Below are 19807 nucleotides of genomic sequence, written 5' to 3' on the forward strand. Positions count from 1 at the left end.
CCGGCGCCGGCGAGACGCCGGTGATCGCGGCAACGGGTCAGCGGGTCAGGGCCCGCCGGGTGAGCACCCGCGCCAGGTGACGGCGGTATTCCGCCGTCGCGTGGGGCTCGTCCGGCGGCGAAGTTCCCTCCGACGCCAAGTCGGCCGCGGCAGCGATGGAGGCGCCCGAAGCCAAAGCCTCTTCGGTCGCCGTCGCTCGCAGTGGGACTCCGCCCATGTTCACCAGGCCGACGCGGCCGCCGACGACGGCCACCCCCACCATCGCCCAGTCGATCGCGCGGCGGGTGAACTTCTGGAAGGCCCACTCCTGGCCGGTCTGGGCCGGCAGGCGGATCTCCGTCAGCAGCTCGTCCGGCTCCAGCGGCGTCGTGAACGGGCCGAGGAAGAACTCCGACGCCGGGATGCGCCGCTCCCCCGCCGGGCCGCGCGCGACCAGCACCGCGTCCGATGCCAGCACCGCCGCGGGCAGGTCCGCCGCGGAGTCCGCGTGGACCAGCGACCCGCCGATCGTGCCGCGGTGGCGGACCTGCCGGTCGCCGACCTCGCCGGACACGTGGGCCAGCAGCGGTGCGTGCTCCCGCAGCACCGGGTCCCGCGAAAGGTCGCTGTACCGGGACAAAGCGCCGATCACGACCTCGTCGCCGTCGAGGCGGACGTACCGCAGCTCGTCGACCGGCCCGATGTCGATCAGGTACTCCGGCGCGGCCAGCCGCAGCTTCATCAGCGGCAGCAGGGAATGCCCGCCGGCGAGGACCTTCGCTTCGTCGCCCAAAGACGACAGCCGCGCCACTGCCTCGTCCACTGTGGACACGCGCTCGTAGCGGAATTCGGCGGGGATCACCGGTCCACCTCCTGCCCCGAAGCGTCGATCACGGCGCTCACGATGTTGTGGTAACCGGTGCAGCGGCAGAGGTTGCCCTCGAGCCCGGCCCGCACCTCGTCGCGCGACGGCTTGGGGTTGTCGGCCAGCAGCGACACCGACGCCATGATCATCCCCGGTGTGCAGAACCCGCACTGCAGGCCGTGCTGCTCGCGGAAGGCCTGCTGCACGGGGTGCAGCGAACCCTCTGAAGAGGACAGTCCTTCGACGGTCGTGACGGCGTGGCCGTCGGCCTGCGCGGCCAGCACCGTGCAGGACTTGACCGACTCGCCGTCGAGCAGCACCGTGCAGGCGCCGCAGGAGGTCGTGTCGCACCCGATGTTCGTGCCGGTGAGCCCGGCGGTGTCGCGCAGGAAGTGCACCAGCAACGTCCGGTCCGGCACCTCCTCGGCCACCGGCCGCCCGTTGACCTCGATCGAAACCTTCACCGCGCGTTTCCCTTCCGAGCTTCTTCGAGTGCGGCCCAGACCCGGATCGGGGTCGTGGGCATGTCCAGGTGCTTGACGCCGCGCTCGGCCAGCGCGTCCACCACGGCGTTGTGCACCGCGGGCGTCGAGCCGATCGTCGCCGCTTCCCCGATCCCCTTGACGCCCAGCAGGTTCCGGTCGGTCGGGGTGGCCATGTCGACCAGTTCGAAGTCCGGCAGCTCGACGGCCGTGATGAACGAGTAGTCCGCCAGCGTCGCGGTCGTCGGGTTGCCGTCTTCGTCGTAGGTGACGACTTCCATCAGCGCCTGCGCGGCGCCCTGCCCGAGCCCGCCGTGACGCTGCCCGCGGAAGGTCAGCGGGTTGACGATCGGGCCGGCGTCGTCGACGGCGACGATCCGCCGCAGCTCGACCTTGCCGGTCTCCGTGTCGACTTCGACGACGGCGAGGTGCGCGCCGAACGGGAACGTCGGCTTGCCACCGCCGAACCAGACGTCGGCGGTGAGCTTGCCCTGGGCGGCCGTCTCGGCGACCTGCGCCCAGCTCAGCACCGAGCTCGACGGCGCGCCGCGGACCTGCCAGACGCCGCGCTCGGCGTCCAGCTCCAGGTCGTCCGGGGCGGCTTCCAGCAGCTCGGCGGCCAGTTCACGGGCTTGCGCGATCACCTCGTCGGCGGCCTGCCGGATCGCCGAGCCGCCCAGCTGCAACGACCGGGAACCGAACGTGCCGACGGCCTTGGGCACCTCGTCGGTGTCGCCGTGGCGGACGGTGATCTTGTCCAGCGGCACGCCGAGCTGGTCGGACAGGAGCATCGCCAGCGACGTCCCGAGGCCCTGCCCGTGCGGCGAACTGCCGGTCCACGCGACGACGGAGCCGTCCGGGTGGATGTCGACGCGGCCGCTCTCCCCGCCGGAGTCGCCGCCGGTGATCTCGACGTAGGTCGCGATCCCGAGGCCGAGCTCGATCGGGTCGCCGGCTTCGCGCCGCCGCTTCTGTTCGGCGCGCAGTTCGGCGTAACCGGCGGTTTCGAGGGCCTTGTCCAGGGCCGCCGCGTACTCGCCCGTGTCGTAGGACGCGCCCGTCGGCGTCTGGTACGGGAACTCCTCGGGCCGGATGAAGTTGACCCGGCGGACCTCGGCCGGGTCGAGCCCGAGTTCGGCGGCGAAGCGGTCCATTGCCCGTTCGAGCGCGGCCGTCGCCTCCGGGCGGCCCGCACCGCGGTAGGCCGCGATCGGCGTCGTGTTCGTGACGACGGCGCGGCTGCGCGTCTCCACCTTCGGGAACCGGTACACGCCGACGGCCATCAGCTCGGTCAGCGTCGGCAGGAACAGCGTCCGCGGGTACGCGCCGGCGTCCTGGATGACGTCGAGGCGGTACGCGAGGACGGTGCCGTCACGCTTGCCGCCGACGGTCACGGTGTTCTGCTGCGCGCGGCCGTGCGTCATCGACGTGAGGTTCTCGCTGCGCGACTCGACCCAGCGGACCGGCCGGCCGATCTCCTTGGCGGCCCAGCCGAGGACGGTCGCCTCGGGGTCCGCGCCGATCTTCGCGCCGAACCCGCCACCGACGTCCGGGGCGATGACGCGCACCTTTTCTTCGCCGACGCCGAGGCTCATGGCCACCTGCGTGCGGGCGATCTGGGCGTTCTGCGTGGAAAGCCAGACCGTCAGCCTGCCGTCGTCGCCCCAAGCGCACGACGCGCCGCGGACCTCCAGCGGCGCGGGCGCGACGCGCTGGTTGACGATGGTCGTCGAGACGACCACGTCGCAGTCCGCGAAGATCCCGTCGTCGAACTCCTTCGCCCCGTTGACCTGCACGACGTTGCTGCCGGTCTCGGGGTACAGCAGCGTCTCGTCCGCCAGTGCCGCGTCGATGCTCGCGACGGCGCCGAGGGGGTCGTAGTCGATGTCGACCAGCTCGGCCGCGTCGGCCAGCTGGTATCGCTCCTCGGTGAGGACGAGCGCGACGGGCTCGCCGACGTAGCGCACCACGCCGTCGGCCAGCCACGGTTCCTTCACCGGCCCCGCGGCGTGCGGGTCGAGGCCGAGGTCGGCGGCGGTGAACACGCCGAGCACCCCCGGCGCCGCCTTCGCCTCGCTGACATCGATGCTTTCGATCCGCGCGTGCGCGACGGGGCTGCGCACGAACACCGCATGCGCGGCGCCGGAAAGCGCTTCCTCCCGCAGATCGTCCACGTAGGTGCCACCCGCGGTGATCAGGCTCTGATCCTCCTGGCGGACCACCCTGGTCCCGACAATGCTCATCTGGTCTCCTGCTCGCCGATACCCCGCCGATCATGCCCTGTTTTCAGGAGAACGCCAGCACCGCCGCGAGTCCGAGGCCGGCGACGCCGATCCCGATGCGCAGCGGCGTGGCGGGCAGGTGGCGCACGAGCGTCGAGCCCAGCCACGCACCGCCGAGGGAGCCGAGGCAGACGGCGAGGGCGGCCGTCCAGACGACCTTGCCCGTGATGGCGAAGACGACCGCGGCGAGCAGGTTAGCCGAGCCGGTGACCAGGTTCTTCGCGGCGTTCGTCCGGGCGAGCGGCTGGCTCCACACGGAGACGAGCAGGGCGAGCATGAGCACACCGGCCGCGGCACCGAAGTAGCCGCCGTAGATGCCGATGAAGAAGGCGGCGACGCCGGTGGCCGGGCGCAGGCCGTGGTGCTCGGCGCCTTCGGCCAGCCGGCGCAGGCGCGGACCCGCCATCAGGACGATCGAGGCACCGCCGATCAGCCACGGGACGATCGCGGTGAAGGCGTCGGACGGGGTCAGGAGCAGGACCAGCCCGCCGCACGCGCCGCCGCCGGTGGTGATGACGCAGAGCGGGACGATCTTCTGCCGCTGGCCCGCGAGCTCCGGCCGCGCGCCGGCGGCGCCACCGGCGGTGGTGCCGAGCATGGCGACGGTGTTGGTGATGTTGGCGGTGACGGGCGGGAGCCCCGCGGCGAGCAGGGCGGGGTAGGAGACGAGCGAGGCCAGCCCGGCGATGGCCCCGGTCAGGCCGGCACCGACCCCGGCCAGGACGAGGAGGAGGAAGACGCCGGGGTCCGTGATCACGTTGTCATCTCAACACGGCGGGTGCCGCGGGCCGCGGTGAGATTGCTCCCACCGGCTCGCGGGCGGGAGCGACTCATCGCCCGAGGTATAGGTCGTTATACGAATTACTCCGGCCTTGTCCGAAACCGGACGGGATCCGCCGCCGGGCTTGCCTCGCCGCGGCGGAGCGTCACAGAATCCGCGATGACAAGGTTGTCAGTGAGCGGAGACCGGACCATGGGTGAGTTGAACCGGCGGAAAGCCCTCCTGGGCGCGGGCGGCGCCGCGGCCCTCCTGGCCTCGGGACTGCTGCCGGGCGTCGCGGCGGCAGCGACGAACGGGGGCGCGGCGAGCGGTACGGCACCCAGCGGACCGCCGGACGCCGTCGCCGCCACCTACCTGCGCGTCCTGCTCCGGCACACCCGCTGGGCCGAGCAGCAGTTCGACGCCGCGGCTGGGATCTACCCCGCGAAGGACTTCACCTTCGCCGTCGTGCTCGGCAACGCCCTCCTGCTGACCCGCCCCGGCTACGACGCCGAAGTCGCCGGCGTCAGCCAAGAGACCCTCAAGGGCCACACCCTCGCCACCATCAAGCACTTCGCCGCGTCGAACCTGCTCACCGGCGGCACCGAGTGGGGCCGGAAGCTGTTCTTCGACACCACGTTCCAGTCGTACTTCCTGCTCGCCGCCCGTCTGCTGTGGACGGACCTCGACGACGCGACCAGACGCAACGTCGAGCGGATCACCACCGAACAGGCCGCCTACACCGCCGCCCTCGGCACCCAGGACGATCCGACTTCCGGCGACTGGACGCCCAACGGCCTGAAGGGCGGCTTCGTCGGGGACACCAAGCTCGAAGAGATGGGCGTCTACGCCCAGTCGCTCGCCCCCGCGCTCGCGTGGGCCCCGAACGACCCGCGCGCCCCGGCGTGGCGCGATGCCTTCGGCGCGTGGAGCCGCAACGAGACCGGGCTGCCGGCCGCCGACCTCGCCAACCCGCGGCTCGTCGACGGCCGCCCGATCAGCGCGAACACCGCCACCAACCTCTACGACACCTTCCTCGTCGAGAACCACGGTTCCTTCGGCCCGCACTACCAGGAAGAGCTCTGGCGCACCTCCGGCCGCAACTCGATGCACTTCCTCGCGGCCGGCGCCCCGCTGCCCGAAGTCCTCACCGCCCAGCCGAACGGCGAGCTGCTCTGGCGCACCATGCTGCTGATGACCAGCGACGCCGGCGAGCCGCTGATGCCGATGGTCGCCGACCGCGAGCACCTCTACGGCCGCGACGTCATCCCGCTCGCCTTCCGCGCCCAGGTGCTCGGCGACCGCCACGCCGCCCGCGCGGAGGCCGACCTCGCCGCGCGGCTCGAGCCCTACCAGGCCTACGCGCCCGCCGACCGGATCACGAAGTTCTCCGGCGAACCGAAGTACGAGCCGGAAGCCCGCGCCGAACTCGCCATCAGCTACCTGCTCCACGAGTGGCGCGCCCAGCACGGCGGCCCCGTCAAGCCGGCGACCGAGACGGAGTTCGACACCCACGCCGCCGGGGTGGCCGACTTCGGCGCCGCGCCCGGGCTTCTCGCCCACCGCTCCCCCGCCGCCTGGGCCGCGACGGTCACCAAGCCCGGCTTCGTCAAGTTCGCCTGGCAGCCGCACCACGACGACTGGCTCTTCGTGCTCGGCGGTGCCAACCCCATGCTGCTCCCGGCCACGAACATCGCGGTGAAGGAACGGCACGCCACCACCTACGCCGAGGTCCGCGACGGCTTCGACGGCACCGTCGGCGTCCTGCGTTTCGACGCCGGGTACGCCGCGCTCGCCACGCTCCCGACCGGTGCGGCCGTGTACGCCAGCACCGGGGTCGCCGAGAGCGAAGGCGTGCTGAACGTCTACAACCTCACCATGCCGGGCGTCCCCGGCCTCGACGGCGACCGCACCTACACCGCCGCCGAAGGGAAGGTCACGCTCGAGGCCCAGGCCGCGCCCACCGGCGCCCGGACCGACGACCTGACGTTCGCCCCGGTCACCGCCCGGCACGTCCGCATGCTCGGCGTCCAGCCGGACCCCCAGTACGGCTATTCGATCTGGGCCCTGGAGGTCCGCGACGGCGACGGCCCGGACCTCGCGCCGGCCGGGACGGCGACGGCCTCGTCGGCGGCCCCGGGCAAGGAGGCCAAGTACGCGAACGACGGGAACGCGGCCACGCGCTGGGCGGTGTCCACATCGGACCGGCCACGAGCGGACAGCTGGCTCGCGATCGACCTCGGCGCGCCGCAGACGTTCGACCACGTCAAGCTGAGCTGGGAAGCGGCGGCGGGCCGCAAGTACCGCGTCGAGACCTCCCCGGACGGCATGACCTGGACGCCCGTGGCGTCCTACCCCGTGCCCGCGTTGAGCAGCACGAAAGGCTGGCTGGACATCGACGGCCGGGCCGGGATCCTCGTCGACAGCCCGAACCCGATCACCGTCACCGGCGACCGCGTCACGCTCTCCGACGGCCCCGCCGCGCCCTTGCTCGCCGAGCTGTACCCGGCGCCCGGCAGACCGGCCCGCACCCGCGTCACCACGGGCGCCGCCGCGGTCCGGGCGACCGTCACCGACGGCTTCCTCGTGCTGCTCAACCTTTCGGGCACCGCGGCGAACGGCACGGCCGCCCTCCCGCAGGACGGCGGCGCGTACCGGGTGTACCGCGGCGAGCAGACCGTCACCAGGACAGGCACCGACGTCTCCTACGCCCTGGCCGCGGCGGAAGGCCGCATCGAACCCCCGCGGTTCACCGTGCGGGGCCCGGCCGGGCTGAAGGCCGTCGTGCGCGACGCGAGCCGCGTCGACCTCACCGCGCCGTCCGGGTTCCTCCCGGTGCTCGTCACGGTGACGCCGGACGGCGGCCGGCCGCGACCGGTGGTGCTGCCGCCGCGCCGGACCGTGCCGGTCGTCTTCGGCGACGTCCGGCCGTACCCCCTGGCCGACCTCGCGCTCGGCCGGACCACCTTCCCGGCGGAACCCCTGCCGCCCGGCATGTCGAGCCCGGCGGCGGCCGTCGACGACGACCCGGCGACGGCCTGGCGGCCCGGCCCGGACGGCCGGATGGTCGTCGATCTCGGGGCGGTGACGGCGGTTTCCGCGGTCGAACTGGCCTGGACACCCGGGCGCCGCCCCAAGGCGAGCATCGAAACCAGCGTCGACGGCCGTACCTACCAGGCGGCGAGCACCGGGCCGGCCCGGTACGTGGCGGTCCGGACAGCCTGGCGAAGCGGCGACGCGAGCCTCACGCGGGTTTCTGTCCGGACTTGATCGATCTCGCACTCCTCGCGGCGGGCCCCGGAACGAGTACCTTGGCACCACAGGTCTCGGCTCCCCGGGAGGACGGATGCGCGTCACGATCGCCGAGGTCGCCCGCCGCGCGCGGGTGAGCAAGACGACCGTGTCGAGGGTGCTCAACAACAAGGCCGATGTGGACGCGGCGACCGCGATCCGGGTGCGCGAGGTCATCGCGGCGACCGGGTACATCCCGAGCGCCGGCGCGGTCGGGCTCGCCCGCGGCGTCACCCGCACGGTCGGGATGCTGGTGCCCGGGCTGACCTGGCCGTGGATGGGCGAGGTGCTGCAGGGCGTCGCCGACGTCGTGGAAGCCAAGGGCTACGGCCTGCTGTTGTCCACGGCCAATCGCGGCGCGGACTCCCTCGACGAGTTCTCCCGGCAGGTGTCGGCGAAGGCGTTCGACGGGCTGCTGCTCGTCGAACCGCCGGACGCCGTGCGGCACCTGCGCGTGCTGCACGACTCCGGGCTGCCGGTGGTGGTGATCGACGACCGCGGCCGGCGGCCCGCGTTCCCGTCGGTGGGCACGGACAACCGGCAGGGCGGTGCGGCCGCGGCCCGTCACCTGCTCGAAACCGGCCGCACCCGGCTCGCCACCGTCACCGGCCCGCGTGACTTCGGCTGCACGGGCGACCGGCTCAACGGCTTCCGCGACGTGATCCGCGAAGCCGGTCTGGTACTGGATTCGAACTTGGTCATCGAAGGCGATTTCACCAGCGAAAGCGGCGAGGCGGCGATTCTCCAGCTCCTGGCCACCGGCCCGGAGTTCGACGCCGTCTTCGCCCACAACGACCTCACCGCGGCCGGCGTGCTGGCCGGGCTGCGGAAGGCCGGGCGAGCGGTGCCCGAAGACGTCGCCGTCGTCGGTTTCGACGACATCCCCCTGGCCGCGCACACCCAGCCGCCGCTGACCACGATCCGCCAGCCGCTGCGGCAGATGGGCGAGACGGCGGCCCGGCAGCTGCTCGCCCAGCTGGGTGGGGCACCCCAGCCGGACGAGCCGCTGATCGTCCCGACGTCCCTGGTGATCCGGGAGTCGACTCAGGAGACGGTCAGCGCCGCCGACAACGGGACGTTGCGCGAGGAATCACCGAGGTAGACCCGGTACTGGCCCGCGTTCGTCGTCCACGACCCGGTCCAGTGCGCGAGGTCCCGCGGCGTGAGCGGGAACGACACCTGCTGGCTCTGCCCGGGATTGAGCTGGACCTTCTTGAATCCCTTCAGTTGTTTGGGCGGCTCGCCGTTCCCGGTGGGCTGCCCGACGTAGAGCTGGACGACGTCGGCGCCCGCGCGGGTGCCGGTGTTGGTCACCGTGGCCGTCACGGTGGCCGTGCCGTTCGTACCCTGCGGTGTGACGACCAGGTTCGAGAACCCGAACGTCGTGTACGACAGGCCGTAGCCGAACGGGAACAGCGGCTCGACGTTCCGGCTGTCGTACCACCGGTAGCCGACGTTGAGGCCTTCGGAGTACTCGATCCGGTCGTTGGCGCCCGGGAACTGCTGGACGTTCGCCGTGGGCAGGTCGGCGAGCTGCTTCGGGAAGCTGACCGGCAGCTTGCCCGACGGGTTGACGTCGCCGAAGAGCAGCGACGCGAGCGCGTTGCCGTTCTCCTGGCCGGGGTACCAGCCCTCGATGACCGCGGCGGCCTTCGACAGCCACGGCATGGTCACCGCGGACCCCGTGTTGAGGACGACGATCGTGCGCGGGTTGGCCGAGGCGACCGCGTCGATCAGGTCGTTCTGCTGGTTCTGCAGGTCGATCGTGTCGAGGTCCTGGGTCTCGGACTCGCCGTAGCTGGCGAACACGATCGCGACGTCCGCGGTGCGAGCCGCCGCCACCGCGCCCGGGATGTTCGGCGTCTGGACGTGCTCACCCGCGCCGTCCACATAGGACACCGTGACGCCGGCCCCGGCCCGCGCCTTGATGCCGTTGATCGGGTTCACCGACGCCGGTGACGGGTTGACCTTGGCACTGCCGCCGCCGATGTTCTGCGGGTCGATCCCGTCACCGCCGGACAGCGCGATCGATTTCGTCGATGCAGTCAAGGGCAGGACGCCGGTGTTCTTCAGCAGCACCGACCCGGCCGCCGCGACGTCCCGCGCGGTCGCGACGTTCGCCGCGTTGGTCACCACGGAGGCAGGCGTGCCCCGCCGGGCCCGGTCGAACACGCCGAACTTGACCATCTGCGTCAGCACCCGCCGGACCATGTCGTCGACGCGCGCCTGCGTGACCTCACCGCGCGAGACGGCGTCGAGCAGCCCCTGGCCGAAGAACGCGCCGCCGGGCATCTCCATGTCGAGCCCGCCGTTGGCCAGCTGCCGCGGGCCGCCGGTCGCCGAGCCCCAGTCGGAGCCGACGAAGCCGCCCCACCCGGCGTCCTGCTTGATCGCCGTGGTGAGCACGCCGCTGTTCTGACACGCCGGAACGCCGTTGATCTGGTTGTAGGCGCACATCATCGACGCGACCTGGCCCTGGCTCGCCACCTGCTGGAACGCCGGCAGGTACAGCTCGTGCAGGGTCCGGTCGTCGATGATGACGTTGTCCGACGGCGTCCCGCGGGACGCCCCGGCCTCGACGTTGTAGGCGGCCGCGTGCTTGGCCTGCGCCATCACGCCCTGGCTCTGGATGCCCTGGATCGTCGAGGTCCCGGCCGCGCCGGCGAGGTACGGGTCCTCGCTGTAGGTCTCGAAGTTGCGGCCCCAGCGCGGGTCGCGGACCAGGTTGATCGTCGGGCCGAGGGCGATGTCGACACCCTTGCCCGCGAACTCGGCGCCCATCGCCGTGCCGTACCGGTTCATCAGCCCGGTGTCCCAGGTCGCGGCGGCCGACACCGGTGCCGGGAACTGGGTGACGCCGTCGAGGCCGTCACCGACCCCGGCCGGCCCGTCCTGCAGGCCGAGCGCCGGGATGCACAGCTCCGGCACGGCGTCGGTGTTGCCGATGTACGGCCCGGTCGCGCCGTTGCCGTGCAGCACCTTGATCTTCTGCTGCGCCGTCATCGCCGCCATCAGCTGGTTCACGCGGTCGGCGACCGGCGCGGTGGAGCCCACCCACGGACAGCCACCCGGGTTCGTGGGCGTGGTTGTCGGCGGTGCGCTGTCGGACGTGTGCACCGCGAACTCCCACAGCGAGATCCCCCACTGGGTCGCCCGCGCGGTCGCGTTCAGCCGGACATAGCGAGCCGTGCCGGACACGGCCGGGTGCTCGGTGCCGCCCGCGCCGGTCACGGTCGCCGCCGTCGTCCACGTCGAGCCGTTCGTGGACAGCTGGATCGTGTACGCGCTCGCGTACGCCGCTTCCCACGTCAGGTCGACGCCGCAGACCGGTCGTGAGCTGCCCAGGTCGACCTGGATCGACTGCGGGTCCGCGGCCAGGCTGGACCAGCGTGTGCCCAGGTCGCCGTCGAACGCCGCCGACGCCGGGAAAGCCTCGGACTGGACACTGGACGCCGAAGACGGCTGCCGCAGCGCCGCGTTCGCGCTGCCGCACGCCTGGGCCGAACCGTCGCCGAAGACCTGGAACTCCCACAGCGACACACCCCACTGGGTCGCGCGCTGCGTCGTGGTCAGGCGGACGTACCGGCCGCTGCCCGACACCGGCAGTGTCTGCGTGCCGCCGGTGCCCGTCGTCGTCGAGTACACAGTGGACCACTGGGCGCCGTCGGTGGACGCCTGGATCGTGAACGCCTTCGCGTAGGCCGCCTCCCACTGCAGGACGACCTGGTTCAGCGTGTGCGACGAACCGAGGTCGACCTGCAAGGTCTGTGGGTCGGCCGCCAGGCTCGACCACCGGGTGCCGGGGTCGCCGTCGACCGCGGCCGAAGCCGGGAAGGCGGCGTTCTCGGTGGAGGACGCGGTCACCGCGTGCCCTTGCGAGAGCAGGGTGGGTGCCGCCTGGGCGGTGAACAGGGGTGCGGTGAGCAGTCCGGCGACCACGGACGCACCCGTGATCAGCGCGAGCCGCCGTCTCATTGGTACACCCGCACGTAGTCCACGACCATGTCCTGCGGCAGGACGGTCCCCGCTCCCGGCGGCCCGGGGAAGTCACCGCCGATGGCGTTGTTGAGGATCAGGAAGAACGGGTGGTCGTAGACCCACGGCCCGCGCGTGCTCTCGACGGTGTCACGGTTGATCGTCTCGAACGCGTTGCCGTCGACGGAGAACGTCATGTGCGACGCGTCCCAGTCCATGCCGAAGCGGTGGAAGCCGGCGGAGACGTCCTGACCGAGGTCCAGGGGTGCGCCGATGCCGCCGGCGCCGTTGTAGGCCGGCGCGTGGATGGTCGAGTAGGCCAGGTTCGGTGACTTCCCGACGTGCTCCATGATGTCGATCTCGCCGCAGTTGGGCCACGGCGTGCCGCTGAAGAAGTTCGCGCCCAGCAGCCAGAACGCGGGCCACAGCCCCTGCGTGCCGGACACCTTGATGTTCGCCTCGACGTGGCCGTAGGTGAAGCTGAACTTGCCCGCGGTGTTGATCCGGCCGGAGGTGTACTGGCAGGTGCCGCTGCCGCTGATCGGGTCGACCGGGCACGCGCTGCCTGGAGTGGTTTCGCGGCGGACCTGGATGACGAGGTTGCCGCGGCCGTCCTGCTTGGCGTTGTTGTTGTTCGTGTAGTACTCGAGCTCGTTGTTGACGCCGGGACCGGTCTCGGGCGTCCACTTGCTCGCGTCCGGGTTCGCGCCCGCGGCGCCGTTGAACTCGTCGCTCCAGACCAGCGTGCCCGGGAAGTGCGGGGCCGGCGGCGCGGGCGGCGGGGTCGTCGGGTTGCCGCCGGTGCCGTAGACGTCGAAGCCCCACAGCGAGTAGCCGTAGCCGTTGGAGCGCGCGGTGCCGTACATCCGGACATAACGGCCGCTGCCGTTGACGGTCAGCGTCTCCTTGAAGCCCTTGCCGGTGGTGGTCGAGTAGAGCGACGTCCAGTTCGCGTTGTCGTTCGACACCTGGAGCTGGTAGGCGACCGCGTAGGCCGGGTCCCACTGCAGGACGACCTGGTGCACGGCCGCGGTCGCGCCGAGGTCGACGGTGATCCAGCCCGGGTCGACCCAGCCGGTGGTGGCGCTGGTCGCCCAGCGCGTGGCCGGGTCGTGGTCGAACGCCTTCGCCGGGAGGCAGCCGGGGCACGCGCCGTCGTCCTGGTAGGAGGACGCCGTGCCGGACTTGCCGTACGACAGCAGGACGTCACCGGGCTGGGTCGTGCCGCCTCCGCCGTAGACCTGGAACTCCCAGAGCGAGTAGCCGTACTGCGTCGCGCGCTGGGTTCCGGTCAGCCGGACGTACCGGCCGCTGCCGGTCACGTTCAGCGTCTGCGAGCCGCCGGTCGCGGTGGTGGTCGAGTAGAGCGACGTCCAGATGGCGCCGTCGGTGGACGCCTGGAGCGTGAACGCCTTGGCGTAGGCGGCTTCCCAGCTCAGCACGACCTGGGACAGCTGCTGGGTGGAGCCGAGGTCGACCTGCAGCGTCTGCGGGTCGCCGAACGCGCTGGACCAGCGCGTCCCGGGGTCGCCGTCGACCGCGGCGGAAGCCGGGAAGGCGGCGGACTCGGCCGAGGACGCCGTCACCGGACGGCCTTGGGAGAGCAGGACGGGAGCGGCCTGGGCGACCGGTGCGGTGAGCAGGGCGGCCAGGGTCAGGACGAGGACGGCGAGAACCCGGGTTCTCGGCATGCGGCGTTGCATGGGGCACCTCCACGGCGAACCGGCGCCGGGGCGGCCTTGCCCCGGCGCGGATCGGCTCACGTGGTCCTCGGCGCGGGTGTGGGTCCCGCCCGTCGGCACGCTCTTAGTTCAGGATATAAATAAAGAGCCGTAAAATGTCAACGGCGCTGCGCCGGACGGTCGCGGACCACGCCCGGCACTGGTCCGGGAGAACGAATCCGCGCCGGAGCCTTGACTCCGCCGACACGCGCGCTGTTAACTTCGAACCGCCGTCGGAACCGGTTCCGTGACCGCCACCCGGGATCGCTCCGCCGCACCACGCACCTCTTCGGGTTGACCGGTTCGCGCCGTCGCACCCGCCTCGGCACCGCTCCACCGGCTCACGGCGCCGGGGCGATGAGGCGGCCGCGAACCCGTCGCACCACCCGATGCCGACGCGAGCTGTGGGGCTCGCCCGGTCCGCCGCCGCCCGGCACTCCCCGTGCGGTCCCTTCCTGGCGTCTCCCCTCGATCAGCAGGCAGGCAGATGAGATCGACGACGTTCTCCCCCGTACACCGCCTCCTCGTCCTCGCGACCACCCTCGTCACCGCGGTCACCACCGCCGTGGTGGTCGGTTCCGCCCCGGCCCAGGCCGCCGCGTGCGGCAGCACGAACCTCGCGCAGGGCCGCACCGCGACCGCGTCCTCGACCGAGAACGGCGGCACCCCCGCGTCCGCCGCGGTCGACGGCGACTCCGGAACGCGCTGGTCCAGCGTGTTCAGCGACCCGCAATGGCTGCAGGTCGACCTGGGTTCCGCGCAGCAACTCTGCGATGTGGTGCTCACGTGGGAAGCCGCGTACGCAAAAGCGTTCACCGTCCAGCTGTCCTCGGATGCGAACAGCTGGACCACGGCGTACTCGACCACCACCTCCACCGGCGGCACGCAGACCGTGCCCGTCACCGGCACGGCCCGCTACCTGCGGATCAACGGCACCCAGCGGGCGACCGGTTACGGCTACTCCCTCTGGGAGGTCGCCGTGCACGGCACCGGCGGCGGGACGACCATCCCGCCGACCGATCCGCGCAACCCGGACCTCGGCCCGAACGTGTCGGTGTTCGACCCGTCGACCCCGGCCGCCACGATCCAGAACCGGCTGACGCAGCTGGCGAACCAGCAGCACACCAACCAGTTCGGCAACGAGCGCTACGCCGTGCTGTTCAAGCCCGGGAACTACACCGCCGACGTCAACCTCGGCTTCTACGAGCAGGTCGCGGGCCTGGGCCTCTCCCCCGACGACGTCAACCTGAACGGCCACGTCCGCGTCGAGGCGGACTGGCTGCAGCAGGGCGACAACCCGGCCAACAAGGGCAACGCGACGCAGAACTTCTGGCGCTCCGCGGAGAACCTGTCGGTGACGCTGCCCGCCGGGCAGGTCGAACGCTGGGCCGTCGCGCAGGCCGCGCCCTACCGGCGGATGCACCTCAAGGGCAGCCAGATCCAGCTGTGGAACGGCGGTGACGGCTGGGCCAGCGGTGGCCTGATCGCCGACAGCAAGATCGACGGCGTCGCCGTTTCCGGTTCACAGCAGCAGTTCCTCACCCGCAACAGCGAGCTCGGCGGCTGGCAGGGCGGCGTGTGGAACATGGTGTTCGTCGGCTCGACCGGCACTCCGCCGGCGTCGTTCCCGAACCCGCCCGAGACGGTCGTCGGCCAGACGCCGGTGGTCCGCGAGAAGCCGTTCCTCTACGTCGACGGCTCGGGCAGCTACAACGTGTTCGTCCCGGCGCTGCGGCAGAACTCCTCGGGCACCAGCTGGGGTCACGGCGCCCCGGCCGGGCAGTCGATCTCGCTCAGCGAGTTCTACGTCGCGCACCCGTCCGACTCGGCCGCGACGCTCAACGCCGCACTGGCCGCGGGCAAGAACCTGCTGGTCACGCCCGGCGTCTACCACCTCGACCAGGCGCTGAACGTCACGCGCCCCGACACCGTGGTGCTCGGCCTCGGCCTGGCGACGCTGCAGCCGACCAACGGCACCGCGGCGATCACGACGTCCGATGTGGACGGCGTCAAGATCGCCGGGCTGCTGATCGACGCCGGTGCGGTGAACTCGCCGGTGCTCGTGCAGGTCGGCCAGCCGGGTTCGAACGCCAACCACGCGGCCGACCCGACGTCGCTGCACGACGTGTTCTTCCGGATCGGCGGCGCGGCCGTCGGGAAGGCCACGCAGACGCTGGTGGTCAACTCGAACAACGTCATCGGCGACCACATGTGGCTGTGGCGCGGCGACCACTCGAACGGCGTCGGCTGGAACGTCAACACCGCGGCGAACGGCCTGGTCGTCAACGGCGCGAACGTGACGATGTACGGCCTGTTCGTCGAGCACTACCAGCAGTACGAGGTGCTCTGGAACGGCAACGGCGGGCGGACGTACTTCTTCCAGAACGAAATGCCGTACGACCCGCCGGACCAGGGTTCCTGGTCCAGCGGGGGCGGCCGGCAGGGCTGGGCGGCGTACAAGGTGGCCGACTCGGTGACCAGCCACGAAGGCTGGGGACTGGGCAGCTACTGCTTCTTCCAGACCAACCCGTCCATTGTGGCCAGTCACTCGTTCGAGGTGCCGAACAACGGCGGAGTCCGGTTCCACAACTTGGTCTCGGTCTCACTCGGTGGCGTCGGCACGATCGCGCACGTCATCAACGACACGGGTGACGCCGCGAACACCGGGCACCAGGTGAGCCCGCTCGTCAGTTACCCGTAACACCGCGGCGACGTACGCGTCCGGGCGGACCAGCCAGGCTTCGCCCGGACGCGCACCGAGCGCCCCGCCCAGCGGGATCTCCGCCGAGCGCACGCCTTCGGAGCGCACCCCCGGGGTCGTGAGCAGCAGGAACCCCTGCCGGGCCAGGTCGCGCAACCGTCCATTCGCGACGGTCACGTCCGGCAGCAGCACCCCCGGCCCCGGCGGTGGCAACGCGCCGCGCGGCGGCCGTCCGCCGAACGGCCGGCCCGGGTCCGGGGTGGTCAACGGCGAGTCCGCGTACCAGAACGGTTCGGCGAGCCGCCCCGAATCCACGTGCGGGTGCACGGACGGGTCGCCGGCGGCCCGCGTGAGGACGTCCAGGCGGCGCCGGTGTTGCTCGTCGTCCTGGGGCACCAGGAAGTCCATCGTGGCCGTGGTGACGGCCGCGTTCTCCACGGCCGCCGCGTGCCGCTCGGCGTGGTAGCTCTCCAGCAGTTCCTCCCCCGCGTGCCCGCGCAGGACCCAGGCCAGCTTCCAGGCCGCGTTCTCCGCGTCGGCGACGCCCGAGTTGAGGCCGCGAGCGCCGAACGGCGCGACGAGGTGCGCGCAGTCGCCGGCGAGCAGGACCCGCCCGACCCGCATCCGCGAGACGAGCCGGGTGTGGAACCGGTACACCGAGCGCCACACGACCTCGTACGGCACCGGCCCGATGATCGCCCGGATCCGTGCCTCCAGCGCGCCGCCCGACTCCTCGGCGGCGAGGTCGTAGTCCTCGGGGACCTGCCAGTCGATGCGGAACTCCGAGCCCGGGCAGGGGTGGATCAGCACCTGCCGCCCGGGGTTCCACGGCGGGTCGAAGTAGAAGCGGCGCTCGGCTGCCCAGTCCTGCAGGTCGGCTCGGATGTCGCAGATCAGGAAGAGATCGCGGAAGGAGATGCCGTCCAGGTGCTGGCCGAGCGCACGCCGCACAGTGTCGCCCCGGGCGCCGGCGCACGCGACCGCGTAGTCGGCTTCGATCCGGCGCGGCCCGTCCTTCGTCGCGCACTCGACCACGACGCGACCCGGCTGGGTCACGCCGGTGACGCGGTGGCCACGGCGGACGTCGATCAGCGGCTGCCGCTCGATCACCCCGTCGAGGACCTCCTCGACGCGGGCCTGCGAGAGGTTGACGAACGGCGGCAGTGCCGAGCCGCCGTCGGGCAGCCTCAGCGAGAACAGCTCGGCGTCGCGGTGGAACGTCCGCGCGGTCGTCCAGGTGAGGCCCTCCTCGGCGAGGCAGCCCGCGCCGAGCGACGCCCAGACGTCCAATGTGTCCCGTTGCTGGCAGATGGCCTTGGACCCCACGGGGTCGCGCACCTCGTGCTCGTCGACGAGCACCACGGGTACGCCCCAGCGCGCGAGCAGCAGAGCGGCCGTCTGGCCGACCGGGCCGCTGCCGAGGACCGCAACTGTCATCGATCTAGCCTTGGAGCTGATCCCAGACTTCGCGGTCGCGTTCGGCCGTCCACACCACCGGCCGTTCGATGCCGCCAAGTTCGTCCCACAGCCGCGAGACGTCGAAGGGCAGACAGTGCTCGAAGATCGGCCACTGGCCGTACTGGTCGACGAGGGCCGCGTGGGTGCGTTCGAAGGCGTCCTTGAGCGTGCCGCCGGCGTCGCGGGCCGCGCCCACCTCCCGGATCATCGTGTCCAGGAAGTGGCGGGTCTGCGCGATGGCGGCCTCGACGGCCTTCGCCCCGCGGCTCACCCCGCCGCGGCCGCCGATCAGCGTCTCGGCCCCGAAGGCGCCGACGCGGTCCAAAGTGGACGATGCCCAGTCACGGTGGAACGCGTCGCCGGTGTAGAGCGCGGCTTCGGCTTCCACGAGGTCGCCGGCGTAGAGAATCTTCTGGCGCGGCAGCCACGCCACGATGTCGCCTTCGGTGTGGCCGCGGCCGCAGTACTGCAGGACCAGGTCGCCGCGGTCGCCGCCGAGGTCGATGGTGAGCCGGTCGGAGAAGGTGAGCGTCGGCCAGGTCAGGCCGGGCACCGAGTCGGCGGCCTTGGCGAGCCGGGGCATCCGGCCGAACTCGCTTTCCCAGTCCTCCTTGCCGCGCTCGGCGACGAGGGCGCGGGTGTTCTCGTGCGCGACGATGACCTCGGCGTCGAACGCGGACGCACCGAGCACGCGGACCGCGTGGTAGTGGCTCAGCACCAGGTAGCGCACGGGCTTGTCGGTGTGCTCGCGGAGTTTCGCGAGCCATTCGCCCGCGGCGACCGGCGTGGCCAGCGCCTCGAAGCAGACGAGGAAGTCCTCGCCCTCGATCGCGCCGATGTTGGGGTCACCCTCGGCGGTCAGCGCGTAGACGCCGTCGTCCAGGATTTCGAGGGTTTGCGCTTTCTCCGCCAGGTCGGCCGAAGAGGCGAAGGCTTTCTTCGTCACGGCGAGCGCTCCTTCTGATCGTCAAAGGTTTGACTATCTCGCCGGTCACACTAACCCGCTCGGACGGCGCGCGGAACCCCTTCGCCTAATCTGGGCCGCATGACCGACCGACCGGCCGAAGACCTCGACTACCTCTCGTTCGTCGACTACGCGATCGGGAAGGCGAAGGCGGAGCTGCCGGACACCGACCCCGTCGCGATGCGCCTCGGTCTCACGCTGCACCGGCTGGCCGGCGCGCTGGTCTACGACTGGGAGTCGACGGTGCACCGGCCGCGCGGCCTGAGCTGGGGCGGGTTCCGGGTGCTGTTCGTGCTGTGGCTGGCCGGCCCGCTGGAGTCCCGCCACGCGGCGCGCCTGGCCGGGATGAGCCGCGCGGCGGTGTCGGCGCTGGTCAAGACGCTGGAGCGGGACGGACTGGTGACGCGCACCCAGGTCCCCGAGGATCGCCGCGCGGTCCGGCTGGCGCTGACGGAGACGGGCCACACGGCGGTGACGGACGCGTACCAGGCGCACAACACGCGCGAGCAGGCGTGGGCGTCATCGCTGACGCCGTCGGAGCAGACGGTCCTCATCGGACTGCTGGAGAAGCTCACCACGAGCCCGGCGGCCGCGGCGGCGCAACGACTGGCTTAGCTGGCGAGCCCGGGCAGGGTGTGCCCGGTCTGCTCGGCCTTCGCGCGCAGGTACCGGACGTTGTTCTCGGTCGCGAAGACCCCGGTCGGCACCTGCGCGCGCACGGCGATCCCGGCCGCCTTGAGCTGCGCGGCCTTGTCGGGGTTGTTCGACAGCAGATCGATTTCTTCGACGCCGAGCGCCTGCAGCATCTGCGCGGCGACGGTGTAGTCGCGGGCGTCCTCGGGCAGGCCGAGCGCGGCGTTGGCGGCGTAGGTGTCGAGACCCTGGTCTTGCAATGCGTAGGCGTCGAGCTTGTTGTAGAGGCCGATCCCCCGGCCTTCCTGGCGCAGGTAGAGCAGATAGCCGCCGGCCTCGGAGATGCGCTCGACGGCCTCGGCCAGCTGAGGCCCGCAGTCGCAGCGCGCGGACCCGAAGACATCGCCGGTGAGGCATTCGGAGTGCGGCCGCACGAGCGGCACGTCCCCAGGGGTGCCGAGCACGAAGGCGAGGTGCTCACCGCCGTCGGCCAGGCCCCGGAAGGTGACGGCCTCGGCCTCGACCGCGACGCCGCCGTCGAGCCGCAGCGGGATCCGCACCCGCGTCCGCACCTCAGCCGTCATGCTGTCTCCCCTGGGATCGCCCACGTGATCGACCCTACCGGAAGTTCAAATTCGAACATCCGTGATCGCGCTGTATGTCACTGGGGCGAACACCGGCGGAGCACGGGTTCTT

The 19807-nt window shown here is 71.8% G+C and carries 13 protein-coding genes; 4 read left to right on the forward strand and 9 right to left on the reverse strand.

Annotation, left to right across the window (positions count from 1 at the left end; genetic code table 11):
• Positions 1–37 precede the first annotated feature (37 nt).
• Genes AB0M59_RS28435 through AB0M59_RS28450 form a run of 4 tightly spaced genes read right to left on the reverse strand, consistent with a single transcriptional unit; the run spans position 38 to position 4365 of the window.
• On the reverse strand, positions 38–841 hold the full coding sequence (locus tag AB0M59_RS28435; protein ID WP_364620834.1) for a xanthine dehydrogenase family protein subunit M: 804 nt from the start codon (positions 839–841) through the stop codon (positions 38–40).
• On the reverse strand, positions 838–1308 hold the full coding sequence (locus AB0M59_RS28440) for a (2Fe-2S)-binding protein (RefSeq protein WP_364620837.1): 471 nt from the start codon (positions 1306–1308) through the stop codon (positions 838–840). Before AB0M59_RS28440 ends, AB0M59_RS28435 begins: the two co-directional genes overlap by 4 nt.
• Positions 1305–3569 (reverse strand): xanthine dehydrogenase family protein molybdopterin-binding subunit, encoded by a 2265-nt coding sequence (locus AB0M59_RS28445; protein WP_364620840.1) that lies wholly within the window; start codon positions 3567–3569, stop codon positions 1305–1307. The genes AB0M59_RS28440 and AB0M59_RS28445 overlap by 4 nt, the downstream gene beginning before the upstream one ends.
• A 43-nt stretch (positions 3570–3612) precedes the next feature.
• Positions 3613–4365 carry a sulfite exporter TauE/SafE family protein gene (locus AB0M59_RS28450; RefSeq protein ID WP_364620843.1) on the reverse strand — a complete coding sequence of 251 codons (753 nt, stop codon included), beginning with the start codon at positions 4363–4365 and terminating at the stop codon, positions 3613–3615.
• A gap of 216 nt (positions 4366–4581) precedes the next feature.
• Here AB0M59_RS28450 and AB0M59_RS28455 point away from each other — a divergent pair, with 216 nt between their 5' ends.
• Both AB0M59_RS28455 and AB0M59_RS28460 read left to right on the forward strand, forming a co-directional pair.
• Positions 4582–7638 (forward strand): discoidin domain-containing protein, encoded by a 3057-nt coding sequence (locus tag AB0M59_RS28455; protein ID WP_364620845.1) that lies wholly within the window; start codon positions 4582–4584, stop codon positions 7636–7638.
• Positions 7639–7714: 76 nt separating this feature from the next.
• Positions 7715–8761: a LacI family DNA-binding transcriptional regulator gene (locus AB0M59_RS28460; RefSeq protein ID WP_364620848.1), complete on the forward strand. Its 1047-nt coding sequence runs from the start codon at positions 7715–7717 to the stop codon at positions 8759–8761.
• Here AB0M59_RS28460 and AB0M59_RS28465 read toward each other — a convergent pair.
• Positions 8704–11634 (reverse strand): glycoside hydrolase family 3 C-terminal domain-containing protein, encoded by a 2931-nt coding sequence (locus AB0M59_RS28465; RefSeq protein WP_364620851.1) that lies wholly within the window; start codon positions 11632–11634, stop codon positions 8704–8706. The two genes, AB0M59_RS28460 and AB0M59_RS28465, sit on opposite strands and share 58 nt — an antisense overlap.
• Entirely contained in the window at positions 11631–13325 is a 1695-nt protein-coding gene (locus AB0M59_RS28470) for a discoidin domain-containing protein (RefSeq protein WP_364620854.1), read from the reverse strand. The genes AB0M59_RS28465 and AB0M59_RS28470 overlap by 4 nt, the downstream gene beginning before the upstream one ends.
• A gap of 517 nt (positions 13326–13842) precedes the next feature.
• On the opposite strand from AB0M59_RS28470, the gene AB0M59_RS28475 reads away from it, so the two are divergent.
• On the forward strand, positions 13843–16056 hold the full coding sequence (locus tag AB0M59_RS28475) for a discoidin domain-containing protein (RefSeq protein ID WP_364620856.1): 2214 nt from the start codon (positions 13843–13845) through the stop codon (positions 16054–16056).
• Here the strand turns inward: AB0M59_RS28475 and AB0M59_RS28480 are convergent.
• Positions 15958–17493 carry an FAD-dependent monooxygenase gene (locus tag AB0M59_RS28480; RefSeq protein ID WP_364620857.1) on the reverse strand — a complete coding sequence of 512 codons (1536 nt, stop codon included), beginning with the start codon at positions 17491–17493 and terminating at the stop codon, positions 15958–15960. The two genes, AB0M59_RS28475 and AB0M59_RS28480, sit on opposite strands and share 99 nt — an antisense overlap.
• Positions 17494–17497: 4 nt before the next feature.
• The gene (locus tag AB0M59_RS28485; protein WP_364620860.1) at positions 17498–18460 is read right to left on the reverse strand and encodes an MBL fold metallo-hydrolase; all 963 of its coding nucleotides are present in this window, start codon (positions 18458–18460) and stop codon (positions 17498–17500) included.
• A 99-nt stretch (positions 18461–18559) separates the two neighbouring features.
• On the opposite strand from AB0M59_RS28485, the gene AB0M59_RS28490 reads away from it, so the two are divergent.
• The gene (locus tag AB0M59_RS28490; protein ID WP_364620862.1) at positions 18560–19093 is read left to right on the forward strand and encodes a MarR family transcriptional regulator; all 534 of its coding nucleotides are present in this window, start codon (positions 18560–18562) and stop codon (positions 19091–19093) included.
• On the opposite strand, the gene ribA is transcribed toward AB0M59_RS28490, so the two are convergent.
• Positions 19090–19695, reverse strand: a complete 606-nt coding sequence (gene ribA, locus AB0M59_RS28495; protein WP_364620865.1) for a GTP cyclohydrolase II — start codon at positions 19693–19695, stop codon at positions 19090–19092. The two genes, AB0M59_RS28490 and ribA, sit on opposite strands and share 4 nt — an antisense overlap.
• Between the last annotated feature and the right edge of the window lie 112 nt (positions 19696–19807).

The sequence above is a fragment of the Amycolatopsis sp. NPDC051371 genome (assembly GCF_040682155.1).
Lineage (GTDB): Bacteria > Actinomycetota > Actinomycetes > Mycobacteriales > Pseudonocardiaceae > Amycolatopsis.

Excerpts from the sequence above, each read along its gene's own strand:
- AB0M59_RS28490 (WP_364620862.1), top strand. The coding sequence starts at position 18,560 with ATGACCGACCGACCGGCCGAAGACCTCGACTACCTCTCGTTCGTCGAC.
- AB0M59_RS28470 (WP_364620854.1), bottom strand. The coding sequence starts at position 13,325 with ATGCCGAGAACCCGGGTTCTCGCCGTCCTCGTCCTGACCCTGGCCGCC.
- AB0M59_RS28465 (WP_364620851.1), bottom strand. The coding sequence starts at position 11,634 with ATGAGACGGCGGCTCGCGCTGATCACGGGTGCGTCCGTGGTCGCCGGA.
- ribA (WP_364620865.1), bottom strand. The coding sequence starts at position 19,695 with ATGACGGCTGAGGTGCGGACGCGGGTGCGGATCCCGCTGCGGCTCGAC.
- AB0M59_RS28480 (WP_364620857.1), bottom strand. The coding sequence starts at position 17,493 with ATGACAGTTGCGGTCCTCGGCAGCGGCCCGGTCGGCCAGACGGCCGCT.
- AB0M59_RS28475 (WP_364620856.1), top strand. The coding sequence starts at position 13,843 with ATGAGATCGACGACGTTCTCCCCCGTACACCGCCTCCTCGTCCTCGCG.
- AB0M59_RS28455 (WP_364620845.1), top strand. The coding sequence starts at position 4,582 with ATGGGTGAGTTGAACCGGCGGAAAGCCCTCCTGGGCGCGGGCGGCGCC.
- AB0M59_RS28445 (WP_364620840.1), bottom strand. The coding sequence starts at position 3,569 with ATGAGCATTGTCGGGACCAGGGTGGTCCGCCAGGAGGATCAGAGCCTG.
- AB0M59_RS28460 (WP_364620848.1), top strand. The coding sequence starts at position 7,715 with ATGCGCGTCACGATCGCCGAGGTCGCCCGCCGCGCGCGGGTGAGCAAG.